General features: G+C 59.8%; 20 protein-coding genes and 1 riboswitch. Of the genes, 17 read left to right on the top strand and 3 right to left on the bottom strand.

What is annotated here, in order from left to right:
• Positions 1–58 precede the first annotated feature (58 nt).
• The 11 genes from cbiB (at position 59) to QUE75_RS01205 (ending at position 12,038) form a co-directional block, all read left to right on the top strand.
• Positions 59–1,018 carry an adenosylcobinamide-phosphate synthase CbiB gene (cbiB, locus tag QUE75_RS01155; RefSeq protein WP_230714097.1) on the top strand — a complete coding sequence of 320 codons (960 nt, stop codon included), beginning with the start codon at positions 59–61 and terminating at the stop codon, positions 1,016–1,018.
• Positions 1,015–2,079 (top strand): threonine-phosphate decarboxylase CobD, encoded by a 1,065-nt coding sequence (cobD, locus tag QUE75_RS01160; RefSeq protein WP_230714098.1) that lies wholly within the window; start codon positions 1,015–1,017, stop codon positions 2,077–2,079. Before cbiB ends, cobD begins: the two co-directional genes overlap by 4 nt.
• A gap of 39 nt (positions 2,080–2,118) precedes the next feature.
• A riboswitch (cobalamin riboswitch) is annotated at positions 2,119–2,311 on the top strand.
• 158 nt (positions 2,312–2,469) lie between these two features.
• A complete protein-coding gene (locus QUE75_RS01165) occupies positions 2,470–4,299 on the top strand; it encodes a TonB-dependent receptor domain-containing protein (protein WP_286253096.1) in 1,830 nt (609 codons plus the stop codon).
• A gap of 68 nt (positions 4,300–4,367) precedes the next feature.
• On the top strand, positions 4,368–5,219 hold the full coding sequence (locus QUE75_RS01170; RefSeq protein WP_061331430.1) for a cobalamin-binding protein: 852 nt from the start codon (positions 4,368–4,370) through the stop codon (positions 5,217–5,219).
• Positions 5,220–5,288: 69 nt separating this feature from the next.
• Entirely contained in the window at positions 5,289–6,203 is a 915-nt protein-coding gene (locus QUE75_RS01175; RefSeq protein WP_061331429.1) for a FecCD family ABC transporter permease, read from the top strand.
• 23 nt (positions 6,204–6,226) lie between these two features.
• Entirely contained in the window at positions 6,227–6,997 is a 771-nt protein-coding gene (locus QUE75_RS01180) for an ABC transporter ATP-binding protein (RefSeq protein WP_230714182.1), read from the top strand.
• 159 nt (positions 6,998–7,156) lie between these two features.
• Positions 7,157–8,464 (top strand): cobyrinate a,c-diamide synthase, encoded by a 1,308-nt coding sequence (locus QUE75_RS01185; protein ID WP_230714102.1) that lies wholly within the window; start codon positions 7,157–7,159, stop codon positions 8,462–8,464.
• A gap of 34 nt (positions 8,465–8,498) precedes the next feature.
• The gene (cobO, locus tag QUE75_RS01190) at positions 8,499–9,110 is read left to right on the top strand and encodes a cob(I)yrinic acid a,c-diamide adenosyltransferase (protein WP_230714104.1); all 612 of its coding nucleotides are present in this window, start codon (positions 8,499–8,501) and stop codon (positions 9,108–9,110) included.
• The gene (locus QUE75_RS01195) at positions 9,111–10,580 is read left to right on the top strand and encodes a cobyric acid synthase (protein ID WP_230714106.1); all 1,470 of its coding nucleotides are present in this window, start codon (positions 9,111–9,113) and stop codon (positions 10,578–10,580) included. It abuts the gene before it with no gap.
• Positions 10,577–11,278: a 5,6-dimethylbenzimidazole synthase gene (gene bluB, locus QUE75_RS01200; RefSeq protein ID WP_061331220.1), complete on the top strand. Its 702-nt coding sequence runs from the start codon at positions 10,577–10,579 to the stop codon at positions 11,276–11,278. The genes QUE75_RS01195 and bluB overlap by 4 nt, the downstream gene beginning before the upstream one ends.
• Before the next feature lie 91 nt (positions 11,279–11,369).
• The gene (locus QUE75_RS01205; RefSeq protein ID WP_061331219.1) at positions 11,370–12,038 is read left to right on the top strand and encodes a DNA-3-methyladenine glycosylase I; all 669 of its coding nucleotides are present in this window, start codon (positions 11,370–11,372) and stop codon (positions 12,036–12,038) included.
• A gap of 30 nt (positions 12,039–12,068) precedes the next feature.
• Here QUE75_RS01205 and cobS read toward each other — a convergent pair whose 3' ends face one another.
• The 3 genes from cobS to QUE75_RS01220 all read right to left on the bottom strand — a co-directional run bounded on the left by cobS (position 12,069) and on the right by QUE75_RS01220 (position 15,031).
• Positions 12,069–12,830 (bottom strand): adenosylcobinamide-GDP ribazoletransferase, encoded by a 762-nt coding sequence (cobS, locus tag QUE75_RS01210; protein ID WP_082780509.1) that lies wholly within the window; start codon positions 12,828–12,830, stop codon positions 12,069–12,071.
• Positions 12,831–12,929: 99 nt separating this feature from the next.
• The gene (locus QUE75_RS01215) at positions 12,930–14,354 is read right to left on the bottom strand and encodes an ATP-binding protein (protein WP_061331217.1); all 1,425 of its coding nucleotides are present in this window, start codon (positions 14,352–14,354) and stop codon (positions 12,930–12,932) included.
• Positions 14,345–15,031: a response regulator transcription factor gene (locus QUE75_RS01220; RefSeq protein ID WP_061331216.1), complete on the bottom strand. Its 687-nt coding sequence runs from the start codon at positions 15,029–15,031 to the stop codon at positions 14,345–14,347. The genes QUE75_RS01215 and QUE75_RS01220 overlap by 10 nt, the downstream gene beginning before the upstream one ends.
• A 157-nt stretch (positions 15,032–15,188) precedes the next feature.
• Here QUE75_RS01220 and QUE75_RS01225 point away from each other — a divergent pair, with 157 nt between their 5' ends.
• The 6 genes from QUE75_RS01225 to QUE75_RS01250 all read left to right on the top strand — a co-directional run bounded on the left by QUE75_RS01225 (position 15,189) and on the right by QUE75_RS01250 (position 22,022).
• Positions 15,189–15,899, top strand: coding sequence for a thermostable hemolysin (locus tag QUE75_RS01225; protein WP_286253106.1), 711 nt, complete (start codon positions 15,189–15,191; stop codon positions 15,897–15,899).
• Positions 15,883–18,090 carry an AMP-binding protein gene (locus QUE75_RS01230; protein WP_286253107.1) on the top strand — a complete coding sequence of 736 codons (2,208 nt, stop codon included), beginning with the start codon at positions 15,883–15,885 and terminating at the stop codon, positions 18,088–18,090. The genes QUE75_RS01225 and QUE75_RS01230 overlap by 17 nt, the downstream gene beginning before the upstream one ends.
• Positions 18,077–18,856 (top strand): SDR family oxidoreductase, encoded by a 780-nt coding sequence (locus tag QUE75_RS01235; RefSeq protein ID WP_286253109.1) that lies wholly within the window; start codon positions 18,077–18,079, stop codon positions 18,854–18,856. Before QUE75_RS01230 ends, QUE75_RS01235 begins: the two co-directional genes overlap by 14 nt.
• The gene (locus QUE75_RS01240) at positions 18,856–19,476 is read left to right on the top strand and encodes a tetratricopeptide repeat protein (protein WP_286253110.1); all 621 of its coding nucleotides are present in this window, start codon (positions 18,856–18,858) and stop codon (positions 19,474–19,476) included. Before QUE75_RS01235 ends, QUE75_RS01240 begins: the two co-directional genes overlap by 1 nt.
• 79 nt (positions 19,477–19,555) lie before the next feature.
• Positions 19,556–21,070: a sensor domain-containing diguanylate cyclase gene (locus tag QUE75_RS01245; RefSeq protein ID WP_286253112.1), complete on the top strand. Its 1,515-nt coding sequence runs from the start codon at positions 19,556–19,558 to the stop codon at positions 21,068–21,070.
• 85 nt (positions 21,071–21,155) lie between these two features.
• Positions 21,156–22,022: an MBL fold metallo-hydrolase gene (locus QUE75_RS01250; RefSeq protein ID WP_061331211.1), complete on the top strand. Its 867-nt coding sequence runs from the start codon at positions 21,156–21,158 to the stop codon at positions 22,020–22,022.
• Positions 22,023–22,027 lie beyond the last annotated feature (5 nt).

Raw genomic sequence — 22,027 nt, forward strand, 5'->3', positions numbered from 1 at the left:
GTCAAGATCAGGCTCCACTCGGTTAGACTTGCCAGCATCTGATTCATGGAGCCCACATTTGGAAACGTTTCTGGTTGCGGTATTGGTATGTGTCGTGGCGGTTGCACTGGACTGGTTGGTTGGTGAACCGCGCCGGTGGCACCCTCTGGCAGGCTTTGGCCGTTGGGCCTCGGTGGCGGAAGCTGGCCTGAATGGCCAGCCGCAGGCCGCAGCAAGGAGCCTGTGCCTGGGTGCGCTGGCAACCGCGATCGTCGTCACGCCGGTGCTGGCACTGGCTGTAGCGCTGCAATTCTGGCTGGGCGGCTGGCTATGGTTGGTGGCTCAAGTGGCCGGCGTATGGCTCGCAATGTCGTTACGGGGGCTGGCGGAGCATGGCCGGGCGGTGTCCTCTGCATTGAATACGGGCGACGGTGACCAAGCCAGGAAAGCGGTGGGGTGGATTGTCAGCCGGGATGCAGCGGCGCTGTCCGACGAGGGGGTGGCCGCGGCTGCCTCGGAATCCATGCTGGAGAATGGTGCCGATGCGGTGTTCTCAAGTCTGTTCTGGTACCTGCTTGCCGGGCTGCCGGGTGTGGTTTTGCACCGATTGATCAATACCCTGGACGCCATGTGGGGCTATCGCAACTCACGATTTCTTTACTTCGGTCGGTTTGCCGCCAGGCTGGATGACCTCATGAACTGGCTGCCTGCCCGGCTGACAGCCCTCACTTATGCGCTGTTGGGAAGTACCCGGGTGGCGCTCCGTTGTTGGCGTACCCAGGCAAGAACCTGGGATAGCCCCAATGCCGGGCCAGTGATGTCGGCCGGGGCGGGCGCCCTTGGTGTGACCCTCGGTGGGCCGGCGCCCTATGCCAATGGCATCAAGGAACGGCCAGTGTTAGGTCGTGGCCCCGGGGCTTCGGCAGCGACAATCGAAGGTGCTATTGCCCTGGTACAGCGCGGGGTAATGCTCTGGTTGTCGGTGCTGCTCGTCCTCGCCCTTGCCTGCAGCTGGGTGGTGCCTGGAGGTGCCGGATGACGGCCTTCGACCTTTCTGAATCCCCGGAGCATGGCGGGCGGTTACAGGCCGCAATACAGCGTTGGGGCATCCCCCGCGAGCAATGGCTTGATCTGTCCACCGGCATCAATCCGGTACCCTGGCCGGTGCCGGCCATCCCACCGGAGGTATGGCAACGACTGCCAGAGCCGGACGATGGGCTGGAGAAGATCATCCGTTCCTGGGCAGGTGCGCCCGAGCGGGCCAGCTGCCTGCCGGTGGCGGGATCCCAGGCGGCGATCATGGCCCTGCCCGCCGTGCGCGCCAGGGTGCATGGTCTTGGTCGAGTGGCGGTGCCCGTGCCTGGATATCGCGAGCACGGTCATGCCTGGCGTCGCGCCGGTTTCGAGGTGGTGGCGATTCCTGAGCAGGCAATAGAGCAAGACGATCTGACCTGGCTGGATTCTGTGGACGTGGTGGTGTGGATACAGCCGAATAATCCGACCGGGCAGCTGGTCGATCCGGCCCGTCTTCTGCTATGGCACCAACGATTGCAGGCACGTGGGGGCTGGCTGGTACTTGATCAGGCCTTTGTTGAGGGAGAGCCCGGACACGGTTTGGAACCCTGGGCGGGCGCGCCGGGTCTGATACTTCTGCGATCTCTGGGCAAGTTTTTCGGCCTGGCCGGAATGCGCGCCGGGGCTGTGTTGGCTGAACCTGAGCTGACCCGTGCGCTGGCTTTTGAATTGGGCCCCTGGACCGTCAGTGGCCCGGCGCGTTACCTGATGGCAAGAGCTCTGGCTGACAGGGCATGGCAGATAGAGGCGCTGGGCAGGCTGCAGACGTCACGGCTGCGGATGGACGGCCTGCTCAGGAAATCTGGCATGCCAGCAACCAACGGTACGTTGCTGTTTCGCACGGTCCATCACGAAAACGCAGCACCAATAGCGGATGAGTTGGCTCGTCGTGCCATTCTGGTCAGGCGTTTTGATGAGCCGCCAGCCCTGCGCTTCGGTTTGCCGCCTGATGAGTCCGGTTGGCAACGTCTGGGAAGTGCGTTGTCTGAATTAACATATCTCATTGACCACCCCCACCCGGGTTGATAGTCTTGCCCGCAATTTCAGGTGCTCTGAGCGTTCCAACCGGACTGGCGATAGTCCGGCGAATGCAGTGAGTGAAACGGGAAGCCGGTGAGAGCCCGGCGCTGCCCCCGCAACGGTAATCAGGTGAAAGGCAATCCAATGCGCCACTGTGCCTCTGGCATGGGAAGGTGATTGCCCCGGAGCATCAGCTCCACCTGGAAGCCCGGAGACCGGCCTGGAATTTGGAGCCCATGAGTTCCAGACACCTACGTTGCGGAGGGCAGCGGCGGTGGGTGAACCGGCCAATGCAACTGATCGACGCCCCTCCACCCTCCGTCAATACAGACATTTCTCCTCCGCATGAATCAGTATCAACCGCACGGGTGAGTGCGGTGCGAAGCGAGTGAAGAAATGAAGCGTTCCAAAGTCTTGTCTGCCCTTGTGTTCATGCCTTTTGCCCTACCGGCGAGTGGTTCAGAGTCTGAAGCCGCCCCGGATACTCTTGAACCTATTGTTGTAACTGCCACGCTTGGCCCCCGTACGGTGGGCGAAAGCCTGTCTTCGGTGACGGTCATCGAAGAAGAAACCATCCGTCGTGAGGCGCCTGCCGAGTTTACCGATCTGCTGGCGGCGCAGCCCGGTATTGATCTGGTCACTAACGGGTCATTTGGCAAGAACACCAGTGTATTCACTCGTGGCACTGCGAATGATTCCACGGTCTTTCTGGTTGATGGTGTGCGCCTTCGTTCTGCAACCAGCGGTGGCGCGCCCTGGCAGTATTTTCCAGCTGATCTGGTCGAGCGCGTGGAAATCGTCAGGGGCCCCCGCAGTGCACTCTATGGCGCTGACGCGGTAGGCGGTGTCATTCAGGCATTTACACTGGATCCAAAGCACGGTAACAGAGGGTGGGTTGAAACCGGAGCAGGCAATTTCAACACCCAGAAAACCAGTGCTGGCGCATCGGCGACTCAAGGCGCAACCCGGTTCAGCCTCAGCGGGCTGCACAAGGAGACCGATGGCACCAGAATTGTGAAAGATGGCGAGGACAAAGGTTTTCGCAATACCGCCGGCGTCGGGCGTGTTGTGCATGAATTGCCGAGCGGAGGAGAGGCCAGTTTCGTCATCATGCAGTCACAGGGCAATACTGAATTTGACGGTGGCAACACGGATTTTATGATCCGGACCATCGGCGTCACATTGAATACCCCTGTCAGTGATTATTGGGCGACGTCCATCCAGCTTTCAGAATCCGCTGACGAGCAAGAAAGCTTCCGTAGTGCCGGCGATTCTGTATTCAACACCAAAACCCGAACCGCACGATGGGAAAACACTTTCACCGCAGGCGTGCACGAGCTTGCGGTCGGGGGAGAGCTACAATCCGACGAAGTGAAAAGCACCATCGAGTTCGATGAGAACAGTCGCACTAATGCCGCGTTATTCACCCAACTGCGCTTAAACTTCGGCCCTTCCGATATTCAGTTGTCATTTCGCGGCGACGACAACGAGGCATACGGTCGACAGGAAACCGGTGGCATTGCCCTTGGCCACTCGTTTGACCGTTCCCACCGGGTACGGGTGAGTTATGGCACCTCTTTCCGGGCGCCCACGTTCAATGATCTTTACTATCCTTTGGAGATATTCGATTTCGGTGGCAGTTATGCCGGCAACCCGGACCTCAAGCCGGAGGAAGGCGCGTCCGTGGAGCTGGGGCTTAGCGGTCGTTACGAACACTGGTACTGGGATGCCGCTCTTTATCAACTGGACGTAGAGAATCTGATTGAACTCCAGAGCATCAACGGTGATCTCCGGCCTGCCAACGTGAGTGAAGCCCGTATTCGTGGCGCGGAGCTGGCCTCCGGTCTGCGGTCGAATGGTTGGGATCTTGGGGTCAAACTCACCTTGATGGATCCTCGTGATCGTGAGACGGATAACCGCCTGCGTCGTCGCAGTCACCAATCGCTGAGGGTTGACCTGGACCGTCAAATGGGCGCCTGGAGTCTGGGAGGCACCGCTCTGGCCAGTGGCTACCGCTACGATGATGCTAGTAATCAAAATCGTTTACCGGGCTACGTCACCTTCAACCTTCGTGCAGGGTGGGAATTTACTCAGGACTGGACAGCACGGCTGACGCTTCAGAACGTTACGGATAAGGAATACGCGACGGCAACCCGATTTGATGGTTCAGGCTACCTGGCGGCGGGAACCGCAGGGTTTCTTTCGATTCGCTATGACTTCCGATAAAACTGCATAATCTTGCCGGGGAGGCGCCAGTGGGAAAGCTTAAGGGTGTGAGCATACTGCTCGGCTGGATGCTGCTGGCATCTCCGGCCCTGGCATCCTATGTCTGCGCCACGGATGATCTGGGCGAGGAGATATGCCTGGAACACCCGGCAAAACGCATTGCCGCACTTTCGCCTGGGGCGACAGAACTGGCATGGGCGGCGGGCGCCGGTGATCAGGTAGTTGCCGTGGTGGCTTACAGCGATTATCCCCCGGCAGCCCGAGAGGTCGCTTCAGTGGGTAGCCATACCCGCATGGATATGGAACGGCTGCTGGAGCTGCAGCCGGATCTTGTGATTGGCTGGGTAACCGGGAATCCGACGGAGCAGCTGGTCACACTCAAGAATATGGGCGTCCCGGTGTTCTCCATTGAACCCCGGAGTTTTGAAGCTGTCTCCAACACCATTGAGCGCATCTCCATACTGGCAGGTACTGAAGCAGAAGGCTTTGCAGAGGCGGAGCGATTCCGTCAGGGCATTGCCGACTTGCAGGAGGCGTACGCCAAGGCTGATCCGGTGCCGGTGTTCTACCAGGTTTGGGATGAGCCCCTGATGACGGTCAACAGCCAGCACCTGATCGGTGAAATGATTGAACTTTGCGGTGGTGATAACGTGTTTGGTCAGCTGGACCGGCTAGTGCCGAGGATCAGTGCGGAAGCGGTGATTGCGGCGAATCCCGAGGCCATTCTGGCGGGTGGAATGGGTGAGGAGAATCGCCACTGGCTGGCGCGCTGGCAGGCATTCCCCAGTATCACTGCGACAGAGCGAAACAACCTCTTTTTTATTCCGCCGTCACTGGTTCAGCGACCGACTCCGAGAATGCTTGAGGGAACGCAATTGTTTTGCGAGAAACTGGAGGTGGCCCGTGGCCGACGGCCCTAGTGGAGTAGCCGTGTGATACGCCCGATCACCCTGCCCCTCACCGTTCTAGCCGTAGCGGGGCTGATCGCCATGGTGATGTCGGTCGGTATTGGCAGTGTCGCAATTGCACCTGCGGATGTGCTGTTGGTGTTTCTGGGTGAGGGCTCCAACCTGCACCGTACTCTGATTCTTGAGCTCCGGCTACCCAGAACGCTGTCGGCCTTTGCCACCGGAGGTCTGCTGGCGGTGGCCGGGGCATTGATGCAGGTGCTGCTGCGTAACCCGCTTGCCGATCCCTATGTGTTGGGGCTGTCCGGGGGTGCCGCCGTGGGGGCATTGCTGGCGATGTTGGCGGGGCTCGGCGGCGCGGTTATCTCCGGTTCTGCCTTTGCCGGTGCCATGCTGGCCACCTTGATGGTGTTCGGGCTCGCCCACGGCACCGGCAGCTGGACGCCCTCCCGCCTTTTGCTCACGGGGGTTGTGGTGGCGGCTGGCTGGGGGGCGGTCATTACCTTGATGCTGGCCATCAGCCCGGCCAGAGAGTTGCCGGGCATGTTGTACTGGCTCATGGGCGATGTGTCCTACGCCAGGGCACCCTGGCCGGGGCTTGGCGTGCTGGTGCTGGTCTGTGCGCTGGTGGTGCCTCTTGGCCGCAGTCTGAATGTATTGGCCCGTGGCCCCATGCAGGCTGCTGCCCTGGGGATTTCAGTGCGCCCACTGGAATGGCTGATTTACATACTTGCCAGCCTGCTCACGGCCACGGCGGTGACCATGGCCGGTAGCATAGGCTTTGTAGGGCTGGTGGTCCCGCATATGCTTCGGTTGGTGCTTGGTAACGACCAGCGCCTGATTTTACCGGCCTGTGCGTTAGCCGGTGGCACACTGTTGGTGCTGGCGGATACCCTGGCAAGGGTTGTGATCGCGCCGGAGCAACTGCCGGTGGGTGTGATCACCGCGCTGTTGGGCGTTCCCACTTTCCTGTATCTGTTGTACCGGAGTCGCTGATGTCCGGTAATAAACGCCCCCCAATGCAAGCCTTGAGTACCCGGGAACTGGTCATCGATATTCCTGGCCGGGCCGACGGTTACCCTTTGGATCTGACAATAAAATCAGGTCAGGTTTGGGGCGTACTTGGGCCCAACGGGGCCGGCAAGACCACGCTGTTGCACACCCTCGCAGGTCTTCGTGCGCCCCGTGCCGGTGCTTTGTTCCTGAATGATGTGCCTACAACGAAGCTAAAGCGGAGAGCCCTCTCCCAACAGTTGGGGCTGGTGTTCCAGGACCGACAGGATGGCTTCCCTGCAACGGTACTGGAAACCGCACTGATCGGGCGTCATCCGTGGCTGGCGCCCTGGCAGATGGAAGGGGCAGACGATCTGGCCATGGCCGAGAGATCACTTGAAGCGCTGGATGTCCTGCATCTGAAAAACCGCCTGGTCAGCACCCTGTCTGGCGGTGAACGCCAGCGAGTGGCGATTGCCACGCTGATGACACAGTCGCCCCACACCTGGCTGCTGGATGAACCGACAAATCACCTGGACCTGCACCACCAGGTGGCCGTCATGAAATTGCTCACTGACCGGGCGGCAGCGGGTAACGCCATTTTCATGTGCCTGCACGACCTGAACCTGGCTGCCCGCTGGTGTGATCATATTTTGCTGATGTACCCCAATGGCGAAACCTGCTGGGGCCCGGCAGAAAGGATGCTGGTGCCGAACGCTCTGGAACGTTTGTATAACCAGCAGCTGGCAACGGTGGAAGTGGATGGCGCGCCTTTTTTCGTGCCAAAACGAGACTAGCTCAGAAGTATCGCGAGGGCAGCGGAGCAGGGCTTTCCGGGACTGTCTGCAGCAGGGATGCTGCAGTCAAGCGTACAGGGATGTATTTACAGCGTGTCCCGGAAAGCCCTGCTCCGCTGCCCGTCTGCACCAAATTCAGACGACAGGGAACAGCAACACATGCCAGACAACAAAATCCCCGCCGCCATGATCACCGCCCCGGGTTCCGGCCAGGGCAAATCCATGGTTACGGCTGCGCTGGCGCGCCTGCATCGGAATGCGGGCCGTAACGTCCGGGTGTTCAAGCATGGGCCGGATTACCTGGACCCCATGGTGCTGGAAGTCGCCTCCGGTAACCCGGTTTACCAATTGCACCCCTGGATGACCGGCGAGGACGAGTGTCGGTGGCGGCTGGCCGAGGCCGCCCAGAGCGCCGACCTGATCCTGGTGGAGGGCTCCATGGGCTTGTTTGATGGCAGCCCCAGTAGCGGCGACCTGGCCAAACTGGCAGGCATCCCGGCCCTGCCCGTGATTGATGCCAAGGGCATGGCTCAGACCTTCGGCGCGGTTGCCATGGGCTTGGCGAGCTTTGATTCCGAACTCCCTGTTCATCAGGTAATTGCCAACAAGATTGGCAGTTCCTACCACGGCGAGCTGTTACGGGAGAGCCTGCCGGATGGCATCAGCCTTTTGGGCGCGATACCCCGAAACGATGCCATGAATATCCCGGACCGGCACCTTGGGCTGGTCCAGGCGGCAGAAATGGACGACCTCAGTGATCGGCTGGATAGAGCGGCCGAAGTCCTGACATCAGCGGGTCTGGATGTACTTCCCAAGCCCGTACCTTTTCATTTTCAAGCACCACCGAGGCCAGAACCGCTGCTGACCGGGCGCCGGATTGCCGTGGCCAGGGATGCGGCCTTCAGCTTTATCTACAGGGCCAACCTGGATCTTCTCACAGCCATGGGCGCTGAGCTGGTGTATTTTTCGCCCCTGCACGATTCGGAAGTACCGATGGCCGACGCGCTCTGGCTGCCGGGCGGCTATCCGGAACTGCATGCCCGGAGCTTGGCGGAAAACCAGCCTATGCAATTGTCGATCCGCGCCTTTCATCAGGCCGGTAAGCCCATTCTGGCAGAGTGTGGCGGGCTAATGGCCTGTGCCGAAGAGCTGGCAGACAAAGACGGCACGGTGCATGGCCTGCTGGGCCTGGTACCCGGGCGCGCTACCATGGCTAACCGTTTGACCGCGCTGGGCCTGCAAAGTCTGGAGACCCAGCTGGGCGGGTTGCGGGGTCATACCTATCACCATTCCAGTCTTGAGACCCCTTGGCAACCTGCGGCCAGGGCGAAGAAGCAGGCCGGCTCTGACGGAGAGGCGGTGTATCGCCACCGGAATCTGGTGGCCAGCTATTTTCACGGCTACTTCCCGTCGTCGCCGGCGTTGGTTGCCGCGATCTTTCGCGGCGAGGAAATCCGGTTTTCCTGATGAATACAAATGCGTGAACCCAAGGAGAGTCATCATGCGTGAACGCGCCAAAGACCCCGAACGCCATGCCAAGCGCATGGCCGCCAAACAGAAAATCATGCAGGAACGTATCGCCCGCGCCCAGAAAGAACAGGGCGTGTTGCTGGTGCTGACCGGCCCAGGTAAAGGCAAGAGCAGTTCCGGCTTCGGCATGGTCGCCCGGGCCCTGGGCCATGGTATGAAAGTGGGCATCGTCCAGTTTATCAAGGGCGCTTTCAGCACCGGCGAGGAAGCGTTCTTCCGGAGCCTGCCGAACGTGACCTACCACGTGATGGGACAGGGCTACACCTGGGACACCCAGAACCGGGAACAGGATGTGAAGAGCGCAACCGATGCCTGGGAAGTCGCAGCTGACATGCTCAAAGACGACAGCTATGACCTGATTCTGCTGGACGAACTGAATATCGCGCTGAAGTACGACTACATCGATCTGGACCGGGTGCTGGATGACCTGCAGGCCCGGCCGGAGATGCAGCATGTGGTGGTCACCGGCCGTGGTGCTCCCCAGGAACTGATCGACCTGGCCGACACCGTGACCGAAATGGGTGTGGTCAAGCACGCCTTCAAGGATCAGGGCATCAAGGCCCAGAAGGGCGTGGAGCTGTAAATGCCCACCCTGATGGTGCAGGGCACCACCTCGGATGCTGGCAAGACCACGGTGGTGGCGGCCCTGTGCCGCTGGCTGGCGCGTCAGGGGGTATCGGTGGCACCGTTCAAACCCCAGAACATGGCCCTGAACAGTGCGGTTACCGTGGATGGTGGCGAAATCGGCCGCTCCACGGCGTTGCAGGCACTGGCCTGTGGACTGGAGCCCCACAGTGACATGAACCCGGTGTTACTGAAGCCCCAGAGCGATTGCGGGGCCCAGGTGATATTACGGGGCAAGGTTCATGGCAATATGGATGCCCTGGATTACCACGCCTACAAAGCTGAGGCGATGAATTCGGTGATGGCAAGCTGGCGGGCTCTGAGCGCCCGCTTCGATGTGGTCATCGCCGAAGGCGCTGGCAGCCCGGCTGAAATTAACCTGCGGGCCAACGACATTGCCAACATGGGGTTTGCTGAGGCCGCCGATTGCCCGGTGTTGCTGGTGGGTGATATCGATAAAGGCGGGGTTTTCGCCCAGTTGGTGGGCACCCTGGCGTTGATCTCCGACAGTGAACAAGCCAGAACGGCCGGATTTATCATCAATCGGTTCCGGGGTGACATTGCGCTGTTGGAGCCCGGGCTGGACTGGCTCGCCGAACACACTGGCAAGCCGGTGTTCGGGGTCTTGCCCTACCTGCACGGGTTGGTGATAGATTCCGAAGACAGTGTCAGTGCCGCCGGCACCAGCGAGGCCGGCGCCTTGAAAGTGGTGGTGCCGGTACTGCCCAGGATCAGCAACCACAACGATTTTGATCCGTTGCGATTGCACCCGGGGGTAGACCTTGTTTTCGTTGGCCCGGATGAGACCATTCCGCCGGCGGACCTGATTATCCTGCCCGGCAGCAAAAGTACCCGCCACGACCTGCAGTGGCTGAAACAGCAGGGCTGGCCCGAGGCCATCCAGAAACACCTGCGCTATGGTGGCAAGCTGCTGGGTATCTGTGGCGGATTCCAGATGCTGGGACTTCGGGTGGAAGACCCGGACGGGCTGGAAGGCGAAGTTGGCAATACCGAGGGCCTGGCACTGTTCGAGATGGTCACCCGCATGGTATCGGGTAAGCAGCTCAGACAAGTGACCGGTAGACTATCCCCCGAGGTTACTGAAAGTGGTGTTACGGCGACAATGACCGGCTATGAAATGCACAACGGAGTCACCGAGGGCTCAGCGCTGGCCAGGCCTTTTGCGGAGCTTGATGGTCGACCGGATGGTGCGGTCAGCGCCGACGGTCAGATGGCGGGCACCTATGTGCACGGTCTCTTTGATGAGCCTGCCGCCTGCGATGCCATTCTGTGCTGGGCCGGTCTAAATACACAGAATGCGCGGTCAGTGGACTATCAGAGTCACCGTCTGCAGCAGCTCGACCGCCTGGCAGATCAGGTGGAACAGTGCCTGGACACGGACCGGTTAAGGAGCCTGTTGCAGTTATGAGCAACCAGAACGACCCATTCACGGATGCCCAACGTGAGGGGCTCTACCGGGCCATCTTCGAGCGTCGGGATGTGCGCTCGCAGTTTTTGCCGGATGCCATTCCGGATGAGGTGCTGGCCCGTATTCTGAGGGCAGCCCACCATGCGCCGTCAGTGGGCTTCATGCAGCCCTGGGATTTCATCGTTGTCGACAGCCTGGCGGTGCGCGGGCAGGTGCTGGCCAGCTTCAACGAGGAAAACGGAAAAGCCTCGGAAAATTACACCGGCGAGCGACAGCAAACCTACCGGACACTCAAACTCCAGGGCATTCTGGAGAGTCCGATTAATCTATGCATTACCTGTGACCGGACCCGCGGCGGGCCCCATGTGCTCGGCCGTAACTCCATCATGGAAATGGATCTGTTCAGCACCTGCCTGTCGGTACAAAACCTGTGGCTGGCGGCGCGAGCAGAGGGTATTGGTGTGGGCTGGGTCAGTATTCTGGATCAGGGAATACTGTCTGACATCCTGCAGCTGCCAGATCACGTATACCCTCTTGCGTATCTGTGCCTGGGGTATGTCAGCGAGTTTCTGGAGCAGCCGGAGCTGCAGGCCAAAGGCTGGCGTTCACGGCTGCCGCTGGAAGAGCTGGTGCATGGTAATGGCTGGGGTCAGCCTCTTGAGCATCAGCGTCTGGCAAGTTACCTCGCCGGCAAGTGAAGGGCACCGAAAAAGAACATGATCGTTTTCCTCACAGGTCCTGAATTGGGTACGATCAGACTCGATTTGGGGCTTCTGGTCAGGAGGTGAAATGAAATTTTCCGAGCTCTACCAGCAGGCACTGGCCCGCAAAGGCGGCGAACAGGCCCTGAAATCCATGCTGCCACCGGTCACCGAGAAGCAGCGCCTGGCCAAGATCAGCGACGACCGTTACCTTTCCGAGATCACCCGGTGCATTTTCAAGGCCGGGTTTGTCTGGCGGGTGATCGAGAATAAATGGCCGGATTTTGAGGCGGCGTTCGAAGGGTTTGTGCCCGCCTACTGGCAGCAGGTCCCGCCGGAAGTCCTGGAGCGGCTGGCAACAGACGAGCGGATTGTTCGTAACATGCAGAAGATCCGCACGGTTCCGGAGAATGCCCGGATGATCATGGATGTGGCGAAAGATCATGGTAGCTTTGGCCGGTTTCTGGCGCAGTGGCCGTCAACCGATCAGGTGGGGCTGCTGCTGTACCTGAAACGCAATGGCGAGCGTCTGGGGGGTAATTCCGCCCAGTATTTCCTGCGCCGGGTGGGGTGGGATGGCTTTATCCTGTCTCACGATGTGGTGACCGCACTGACCCGTGCAGGCATTCTGGATGCGTCTCCTGCCAGCAAGAAAGGGCTCACCCAGGCCCAGGAGGCATTTAATCGCTGGCATGAAGAAACCGGGATGCCCATCAGTCAGCTTTCCCGGATAGTGTCATTCACGGTGGATAACTGAGCATTGCCCAGAATCAATGACCGCCTGAGACTACAGAAACAGCAATAGCACCAGTTCACTTAAGACGACGGCCGCGCCCAGGGTATCGCCTGTATAGCCGCCAAGCTGCCTGCGCAGATAGCCTCCCCAGAGCAGGGCAGCCAGAAGTACGGCAGTGACGGTCGCGGGAATAAGCAACGGCTGCCAGAGTGATAACCCCGCTGTAAGCAACATTACAAAGCCGGCCGCCGCCAACAACCGGCTGCGGGAGAAACCGTCCGCCACCGGTTTGGATTTGCTTTTGTCAGGATCGGTGACATAGGGCAGGCAAGCCATCAACACCAGGGGTGTCAGGCGGGAAACCGCAGGTGACACCAGCAACGCGAGCCAGATCAATTGGGCATCGGCCAGCAGGGCCACTTTTAGCAGCAAGGCCATCACCAGCGCCACCGTGCCATAGGTACCAATGCGGCTGTCCTTCATGATCGCCAGCCGTTTTTCTAAGGTATAACCCCCGCCGAGAGCGTCAACACTGTCCGCCAGACCGTCCTCGTGAAAAGCTCCGGTGATAAACAGGTGCAGAATAACCACCAGGATAATGGCGACCACTGGGCTGGCGATCAGTGAAAACAGAAAGAAGGCGGCGCAATAGACCAATCCGAGCAGAAGGCCCACTAGGGGAAAATAGGTGCTGCTCTGATTCATGAGGCGCTGGGAGTAGTCAATCCGCACGAGCATGGGGATGCGTGTAAGGAAGCCGATAGCCAGCCAGAAGGCTTGCCATTCATGGGCAACGCGTGACCTAAGGGGCAAAGGGCGCCTCCATGTTTGAGCCAAAGCGCCATTGTACTTTAGAGCGCCATGAAGTGCTGCCTTGTACGGACGTTTGCTGGTCGGGAGAAAGTGACAGAGTCAGGACGGCGTGTGAATGAGGTCGCTTGAGGCAGGCAGCCAAACGTGTACACAGAGTCCGGGGTGTCCATCTGCTCTATCTAACAGCGTCAACTGGCCGCCATGGAGTTCAGCAATACGTCGGGCAATCGCCAGGCCCAAGCCCGCTCCGCCACCTGCGCGTTGATCCAGTCTTACAAACCTGCTCAGAGCGCGCTCCCGCTCCTTTGAGGGTATGCCTGGTCCCTGGTCGCATACCGAAATGGCATAACCTTCGCCCGCCGGCACCAGCTGGATGGAAATCACGGTATGTGCTGGGCTGTACTGGATGGCATTAGCCAGCACGGTACGCATCAGGGTGTTGATCAACGTGCTGTGGCATCGAACCAGGCCATTGCCGCTGGTTTTATCATCCAGTTCCGGCTCGATGTGCTTTTTCAGGGCCAGCGGGGCAATATCCGCGATGCTCTGTTCCAGCAATTCTGGCAGGTTGTGAATGTCCGGCATTGAGTCGGTGCCCGCGTCTACCCGGCTCAGTAGCAACATCTGTTCTACCAGGTGAACCATCCTGTCCACGGCACCGATCAGTTCGCTGAATTGTTCGGGGTTTTGCTCGCAGGCTTTTTCCAGGTTCAGCCGAAGCACGGTCAGCGGTGTGCGTAGCTCGTGGGCGGCGTCGGCGGAGAACCGGCGCTCACGCTCCAGTGCCTGGTTTAGCCGTTTCAGCAAACCGTTGACGGCCTGAACCAGCCCGGCAACTTCCTTGGGAGCCTGCCGGTCGTCCAGGGGGTGGATGCGTTCCGGGGCCATGTTGCGAACGGGCTTTTCCAGCCGGCGCAGGGGGCGGAAACTGATCTGTATGGCGGCTATTACCGCTAATGCCAGCAATGGCAGGGCCAGCAATAGAGGCAGGATATTGCCCAGCGCCAACTCCTGGCTCAGTTCTTCGCGGATATCCTCACGTTGCGCGGCGCGTATCCAGAATCCGGTGTCCGGGTCCTGCAGGGTAAAGGTGCGCCACCGATAACCGGTAGATTCGGCCCAGGTATAGCCGGGTGTAAGGCCTAAAGAATCGTCGGCATTCAAGGTGTCCAGCAACGGGGAGCCTCCGGGAGTCCAAACCTCAAAAGCCAGTTTTTTCTCGTACTTGTGGCCGGCTCCATCCGGCAGGATCTCATCCCGGTCTGACTCAAGCTCTGCTTCGGTCAGGCCAAGCCCGGGAAGCTGCAGGGTTTCTTCAAGGGTGTCAGAAAGCTGTTCCAGTGATTGGCTGTCGGCCAGGTGCCGGATCAGCCCCTGCACGATCCGGGTGCTTTGGGCCAGCTCCGCGTCGAACAGTTCTTCCAACTCGTGGTTACTCTCAACATAGCTCCAGCCGGCGGCGATCAGGGCGATCAGCAGCACGGCGGATGTAACCAGCAGAGTCAAGGTACGGGTCAGAGACATGCGGGCTCCGCGGCGGCCTGGCTGTCGAGTAGGTAGCCTACACCCCGTACGGTTCGGATGGCTGCCTTGCCAATCCGTCGGCGCAGATGATGGATATGCACCTCCAGGGCATTGCTCTCCGCCCCCGCCTCCCAGCCGTAAAGCTGTTCCTCCAGCCGGCGCCGGGTAGCCACCTGGTCCGGGTTGCGCATCAGGTAATGCAGAATCTGGAACTCGCTGCGGGGCAAGGTGATGGATTCGCCGTCAACGATCAAATGGCCGTTCTCCGGATTCAGGGTCAGGCGCCCTACCGTCAGCCCCGTGGAGGGGCTGGTTGCGGCACCACGGCGGGTCACCGCTCGAATCCGGGCTTTCAGTTCGGCCATGGCGAAGGGTTTGGTCAGGTAGTCATCGGCCCCGGCGTCGAGTCCCTGGAGCTTTTCGTTCAGATCTGCCCGTGCAGTGAGGATGATGACCGGGGTTTGGTTACCCTGCTGGCGGATGTTCCGGACAATGTCCAGGCCGTCCATCCGCGGCAGGGTCAGGTCCAGAATGGCCAAGTCAAAGTGTTCCTGCAGCAGGGCATTCAGGGCCTGCTGGCCATCATCCAGCCAGTCCACCGTGTTCTGGTCTTCCCGCAGCATATTGAGCATGGTGCGGGCAAGGGAGTGGTCATCTTCCACCAACAGTATGCGCATTCACGAGCCCCGTTCTGATATCTGAAAACGAGTTTGCCACAGAAACCTTAAGCCGAGCTTAAGAATTCTTGCGTGTCGTCTTAAGGGAGGTTTAAGGCTCTGACAATACTCTGACAGTCGTAACCCATGGGCCTTGCCCGGCTGTTGGAGAAACCTGATGACAGATCCGCTGACGATGTCTACCTGCTGCCCGCCCGATTCCCCGGCGGTTACACCGGTGCTGAGGTGCGCCGGCAGGTGGTTCAGTGAAATCGCCCCGCAAAGCGCCATGGCGACGACGGTGGCGGAATTTATCCGTCGCCGTTTCCTGCAGGCGTACGGAGCCGAGCCGAAGTTGCGTATTCCCTCTCTGCTGGCGTTGACCACGGCTCAGGGCAGCCTGATGGCAGCGGTGGGCGTGCGTAATGCCGGCGCCGACAAGCTGTTCCTGGAGGACTACCTGTCGGTGCCAGTGCAATCGTTGATGCCGGAGTCAGGAACCGAACGCCACCGGATCGCCGAAATTGCCCACCTGGCTGGGGTGGAAGCCGGAGTGAGCCGCTATCTGTTTGCCTCTCTGTCGGTCTGGTTGGATTCCGCGGGCTATGACTGGGTGGTGTGCACCGGCACCGATCAGTTGCGTAACAGCTTCCATCGTCTCGGAATCGCCACCCAGGTGCTGGCAAATGCTGATCCTTCAAAGCTACCGGATGGCGGCGCCGGTTGGGGCCGCTATTACGACCACCATCCGGTGGTGATGACCATTCGTGTGGCCGAAGGTATGTCAGCACTGCGTGAGGTGGGCTTACTGAAGTTGGTACAGCCGGTTGTCCCGACAGAAATCAAAAGCCAGCCGGACCTGGGAGGTGCCTATGGCCGCCTTGCCTGAACGGCTGCAGGCCCGTGTTGATCTGCACCCCGGGCGCATCGCCCTGCGCGGGCCGGATGTGCAACTAAGTTACCGGCAGATGTGGCAGGCTGCCGGGGCGTTGGCTGAACAGTTGCGGAATCTCGGCGTCAAACGTATCGGGCTGTGTGGCGACAACACACCGGCCTGGGTAGTGGCCGATCTCGCCTGCCTGATGGCTGGGGTGGTGTGTGTGCCGGTGCCGGTGTTTTTTTCCAATAGCCAGACTGAGCACCTGATCCAGAGGGCCGGGCTGGATGCCCTGCTATTCAGCGCTGAGGCAGAACACGCGGAGACCATTGGACAGGGAGTCTGGCTGCGCCGTTTGTCGGTTTTTCCGGGAGCCGCCTGGATGCCGGAGCAAACCGCCAAGATCACCTTCACCTCCGGCAGCACCGGCACGCCGAAGGGCGTATGCCTGTCTGCCGGGCAAATGGTCGCTACCGCGTGTGCCCTGCAGCAACGGCTCGAGGGTGTGGATCTGCAGAAGCACCTGTGCATCCTGCCGCTGGCCACCCTGCTGGAAAACATTGCCGGGGTTTACCTGCCCTTGCTGATAGGCGCCACAGTGACGGTTATGCCGCTGAAAACCCTGGGCATGACCGGCAGCAGCGGGTTGGACGTGGGCCAGCTTGCCCTCGCCCTTAACCGGTTTCAGCCGCATTCAGTGATTCTGGTGCCAGAGCTTGCGATGGCGCTGGTCAATGCCGCTGAGCAGGGCCAATTGTTGGCTGGCGGTTTCCGCTTCCTGGCTGTTGGTGGCGGCCGGGTATCGACGGATTTGCTGGCTCGGGGCCGGGCGGCTGGTTTGCCGCTGTACGAAGGCTATGGCTTGTCTGAGTGTGGCTCGGTGGTGGCGCTGAATGCGCCGGGTTGCGAGTGCGAGGGCACCGTAGGCCTGCCGCTGAATCACGTGCAGGTTCGTGTGGATAGCGACCAGCGGATTCTGGTGCAGGGCAATACCCACCTGGGTTACCTGGGAGATGAGCCGGAGCATGATGGCTGGTTGGACACCGGCGATCTTGGAGCCACAGGCCCGGGCGGATTCCTGGGCGTTAACGGCCGGGCCAAGAACCTGATCATTACCAGTTTCTGCCGTAACATCAGCCCGGAATGGCTGGAAAGCGAGTTGATACAGGCCGTGGGCGCTACCCAGGCCGTGGTGTTCGGTGACGGAGAGCCCCAGCCCCTGGCCCTGTTGGTCATCCGGGATGGTCGTAGCCCCGAGGCTGTGCGTCAGGCCCTGGCGCAGCTCAATGCCGGATTGCCCGACTATGCCCGCCTGCAGGCGGTATACCTGCGCCGGCAACCGCTCACTCAGGCCGAAGGACATATCACCGCCAACGGCCGCCCGGTGCGGCACCAGATTCAGGCCGACCTGCCCATGCTTTTGGCGGAAGGCTTCCCCCTGTTCATGAACCTCTCGGCGCCATCAAGCGCCTCTTCACAACCCGTAACTACCCAGTTTTCAACGCCAGGAGACTCCAACATGGCATTTTTTGACCGACTGCAATCCGAAACCGAACAGGCCCGGGCCCATGTCACCGGTGCCCCGGTGATTCAGGCTATCCGTGAGGGTCGCTTTGATCTTGACGGATACACCTGGTTCCTGACACAGGCCTACCACCACGTCAAACACACGGTACCGCTGATGATGGCCTGCGGTGGCCGGCTGCCCGAGCGGCTGGAGTTCGTGCGTAAGGCGCTGGTGGAATACATCGAGGAAGAATACGGCCACCACGAGTGGATCCTCAACGATCTTGAAGCCTGCGGTGAAGACAAAGAAGCCATTCGCCATGGCCAGCCCGATACCTCCATCGAGTTGATGGTGGCCTACCTGTACGACCGCATCCAGCGGGGTAACCCGGCGGCGTTTTTTGGCATGGTTCAGGTACTGGAAGGCACTTCCATTGAGCTGGCCACGCCGCTGGGTGAAGCCATCCAGAAGCAGCTGGGCCTGCCGGACCAGGCGTTTAGCTACCTATACTCCCACGGCGCCCTGGACCAGGAACACTTCGAGTTCTTCCGCAACCTGATGAACGACATCACCGACCCGGACGACCAGCAGGCCATTATTGACGCAGCCCAAATGGTGTACCGCCTGTACGGCGACATGCTGCACAGCATTCCGCTGCCGGCACGTGGCAAGGAGCAGCGCCATGAGGCTGCATGACCGTACCTTTTTGCTGCTGGGCGGCACCGGCGGCATTGGCCAGGCCCTGATCGGGCCGCTGGTGGAATGCGGTGCCCGGGTGATCGTCGCTACCCGGCATCCGGAGCGGCTGGAAAAGCGTGCGGGCGTTTCTCCGGTGCACCTGGAGCTGGCCAGCCCGAAGCTGGATCAACAGCTGCAACAGTTGAGCGAGGTGTATCCCGATATTGATGGGGTGATTCATTGCGCCGGCCAGAACCGGTTTGCGGCGCTGGATACCATGGCGGTCAGTGACCTGGATGCCCAGCTTATGGTCAACCTGCGTTCCGCCATGCTGGTGGCCCGGCATTTTGCGCCTCGTTTCCGCAAAGCAGGGATGGGCGCGCTGGTGTTTGTCGGCTCCACCTTTGGCAGTATCGGATTTCCCGGCTACACCGCCTATTGCGCCAGCAAGTTCGGCCTGCGCGGCTTCAGCGAATCCCTGCGCCGGGAGCTGGCGGATACCCCGGTACAGGTGGTGTATGTGGCGCCCAGAGCCACCGCCACAGCCATGAACCCGGCGCCGGTGAACGAGCTGAACCGTGCCCTGGGCAATGCCATGGACGCACCGGAAGCCGTCGCAGCCCAGATTCTTCAAGCCATGGAAAAAGATGAGCGCCGGCGTTTTCTAGGCTGGCCGGAAAAACTGTTTGTGGTACTCAACGGCATCCTGCCGAAGATTGTGGATAAAGCCATGTTGAAACAACTGCCGGTAATCCGGCGCTTTCTGGATTCAGGAGTGGTGTGATGAAGTGGATGATTCTGGTGCTGGTCTCTGTGGCGGCTATGCCACTGTGGGCGCAGGATGTTGAAATTGAGCTGGCGCAAATCCAGCAGCGCTGGGCCGAAATTCAATATCAGGTTCAGGACAGGGACAAAGAGAAAGTATTCGAGAAGCTGGCCGCTGAGGCCGAAGCCTTTGTTGGCCGCTACCCGGGCCGTGCCGAACCGCTGATCTGGCAGGGTATTGTGCTCAGCACCTACGCCGGTGCCAAAGGCGGCCTCGGCGCCCTCGGGCTGGTAAAGCAAGCCCGGGCCTCACTGGAAGCGGCCCTCGACATCGACCCGGAAGCGTTGGATGGCTCCGCTTACACGTCGCTCGGCAGTCTGTACTATCAGGTGCCGGGCTGGCCGCTGGGGTTCGGGGATGATGGCAAGGCGCGGAAGTACCTGCAAAAGTCGCTGGCCATCAATCCCGACGGTATTGATGCCAATTACTTCTTCGGGGATTTTCTGCTGGATCAGGGCGAGCCCCAACGTGCCCGCATTTACCTGGAAAGAGTATTGATGGCACCCGGCAGGCCCGGTCGTGAGGTGGCTGACCAGGGCCGCCGGGCAGAGGCAGAGGCACGCTTGAATAATCTGTGATCGCTGGTCGCGGCGCCTGTCTGGCTGGGCTACACTCGTCATTACGTAAGAGTGCAAATGCTAGGGAGACAGGTCATTCATGGCGAGCAATTATGGGGCAGGCCAGCCAGACCGAATGCCGGCTCATTTCTTCCGGAAATTGGCATCAGGAGTTCCGGGAATCCTGTTTACCTATTGGCTCAGCCCGGATGGTCAGTCCCACCGTTACCCCTATGTCAGTGATCAGGTACAGGACCTGTTCGGCATTGAACCCGCCCTGCTTAACGAAGACGCCAGAGCAGTATTCTCGGTAATTCACCCGGAGGACGCGACCGGGGTGGCCAACAGTATTGTGCACTCGGCGCAGACTCTGGAGCCCTGGTGTTACCGGGCGCGTCTGAAGTTGCTGGATGGCCAGTATCAGTGGTTTGAGGCCCATTCGGTGCCGGAGCGCCAACCCGATGGCAGTACCATCTGGTATGGTCAGTTCCACAACATTCAGCACTACAAAGAACTGGAGCAGATCCTGCGGGACAGCGAAGCGGAGTTCCAGTTTCAGGCGGGTTTTCAGAAGCTGATTGCCCGGTTGTCCGGAGAATTTATCCAGCTCGGATTTGGTTCGATCGACGAGTGCATCGACGAGTTGCTCCGCTCCATTGGTGGCTTTTTTGGCATTGATCGAGCCTATGTCTATGGGTTTTCGCAAGATCACCTGACGATGACCAATACCCACGAATGGTGCGCGCCGGGGGTGGCTTCCCTGATGGCGGATCAGCAAAACGTGTCAATCGAGGACTTCCAGTGGTGGCAAGCGCAAATCAACGCGATGAAAAACCAGAATCAGGTGGTTTTTATTGAAGACGTCAATCAGTTGCCGCCCGAGGCCAACAACGAACGTTCCCTGTTGGAGTTGCAGGGCGTGAGTTCCATGTTCTGCGTGCCAATCTGGATACGTGGCCAGGTAATGGGCTTTTTTGGCGTTGATTCGTTATCGCATCGACCTTGGCGGCAGGATATGGCAGACCTTCTGATCATTGTCTCCGGGCTTTTGTCCGGTGCCCTTGAGCGCAATCGTCTGGAGGAAGATTTGCTGAACCAGTCGATTCGTGACCCTCTCACCGGCCTTCACAACCGTCGCTACTTAATGCCCAGGCTGGATGAGGTGCTGGCTACCTGCAGTCGTCATGGTGAACGTTTTTGCCTGGCGATGTTTGACATCGATCACTTTAAACGGATTAACGATAACCTGGGCCACCTGGCCGGGGACCAGGTGTTGGTGCGATTTGCCGAACTGCTTCTCGCGAACACGCGGAATACCGATGTGATTTCGCGATATGGAGGCGAGGAATTTCTCGTGGTTTTTACCGAAATGGCAGATTCGAATGTTCAGCCATTGGTGGAGCGAATCATGCACGCCGTCAGGGCGGAAAAGTTTGCGATTGGTGGCGAGACTTTCGGGATCACGGTAAGTGCTGGTTCTGTCTGTGTGGCGGAGCTTACCGAGGAACCGGCCAGCCCCCACGCATTGATTGGGCTTGCGGACCAGCGGTTGTACCAGGCCAAGCAGGGTGGTCGGGACTGCCTGGTCGATGCATCGGGATTATCACGCATATAAGAAAACAGCATTTCACCTCATATATCCATTTGGTATATTCTTAGATCATAAGATTAGTGATCGGCAGATCTCAGAGGTGAATACCATGACACAGCCCATCGTTCAGCATTTTTTCGACGAGCCCACCAACACGTTCAGTTACGTGGTGCGTGACCCTGACAGCCAGGCTTGCGCCATCCTCGATTCCGTGCTGGATTTCGACTACGCCGCAGGCCGTACCGACGTGCGTTCGGCTGACGACATTATTCAGTACGTTCGCGCCAACAACCTGACCGTAGAGTGGATTCTGGAAACCCACGTGCACGCCGATCATCTTTCGGCTGCCCCGTACTTGCACGAGAAACTGGGTGGCAAGACAGGTATTGGCGCGAAAATCGTCGATGTTCAGGAAATCTTTGGCAAAGCGTTCAATGCCGGCACGGAGTTCGCTCGTGACGGCAGCCAGTTTGACCAGCTGTTCGAAGAGGGAGATACCTTCGCCATCGGCAACCTGGAAGGTCGGGTTCTGCACACTCCGGGCCACACGCCCGCTTGCTTGACCTATGTAATTGGCGACGCCGCTTTCGTTGGCGATACCCTGTTTATGCCGGATTACGGCACCGCGCGCTGCGACTTCCCCGGTGGTGATGCCCGTACCCTGTACCGGTCAATCCAGAAAGTACTGTCGTTGCCGGCCGAGACCCGGATTTTCCTGTGCCACGATTACAAGGCGCCTGGTCGCGATGAGTACCATCACATGACCACGGTCGCGGAACAGCGCGAGGCCAACGTGCATGTACATGAGGGAATTTCAGAGGACGAATTTGTCAGAATGCGTACCGAGCGTGATGCCACTCTGGACATGCCCCGGCTCATCCTGCCTTCGGTGCAGGTGAACATGCGCGCCGGTCACATGCCGCCGGCTGAGGATAACGGCCAGGTGTACCTGAAAGTTCCGGTTAACCGGTTCTGAGCCCG

The organism is Marinobacter shengliensis, assembly GCF_030297115.1.
In the GTDB taxonomy this organism is placed as follows: domain Bacteria; phylum Pseudomonadota; class Gammaproteobacteria; order Pseudomonadales; family Oleiphilaceae; genus Marinobacter; species Marinobacter shengliensis.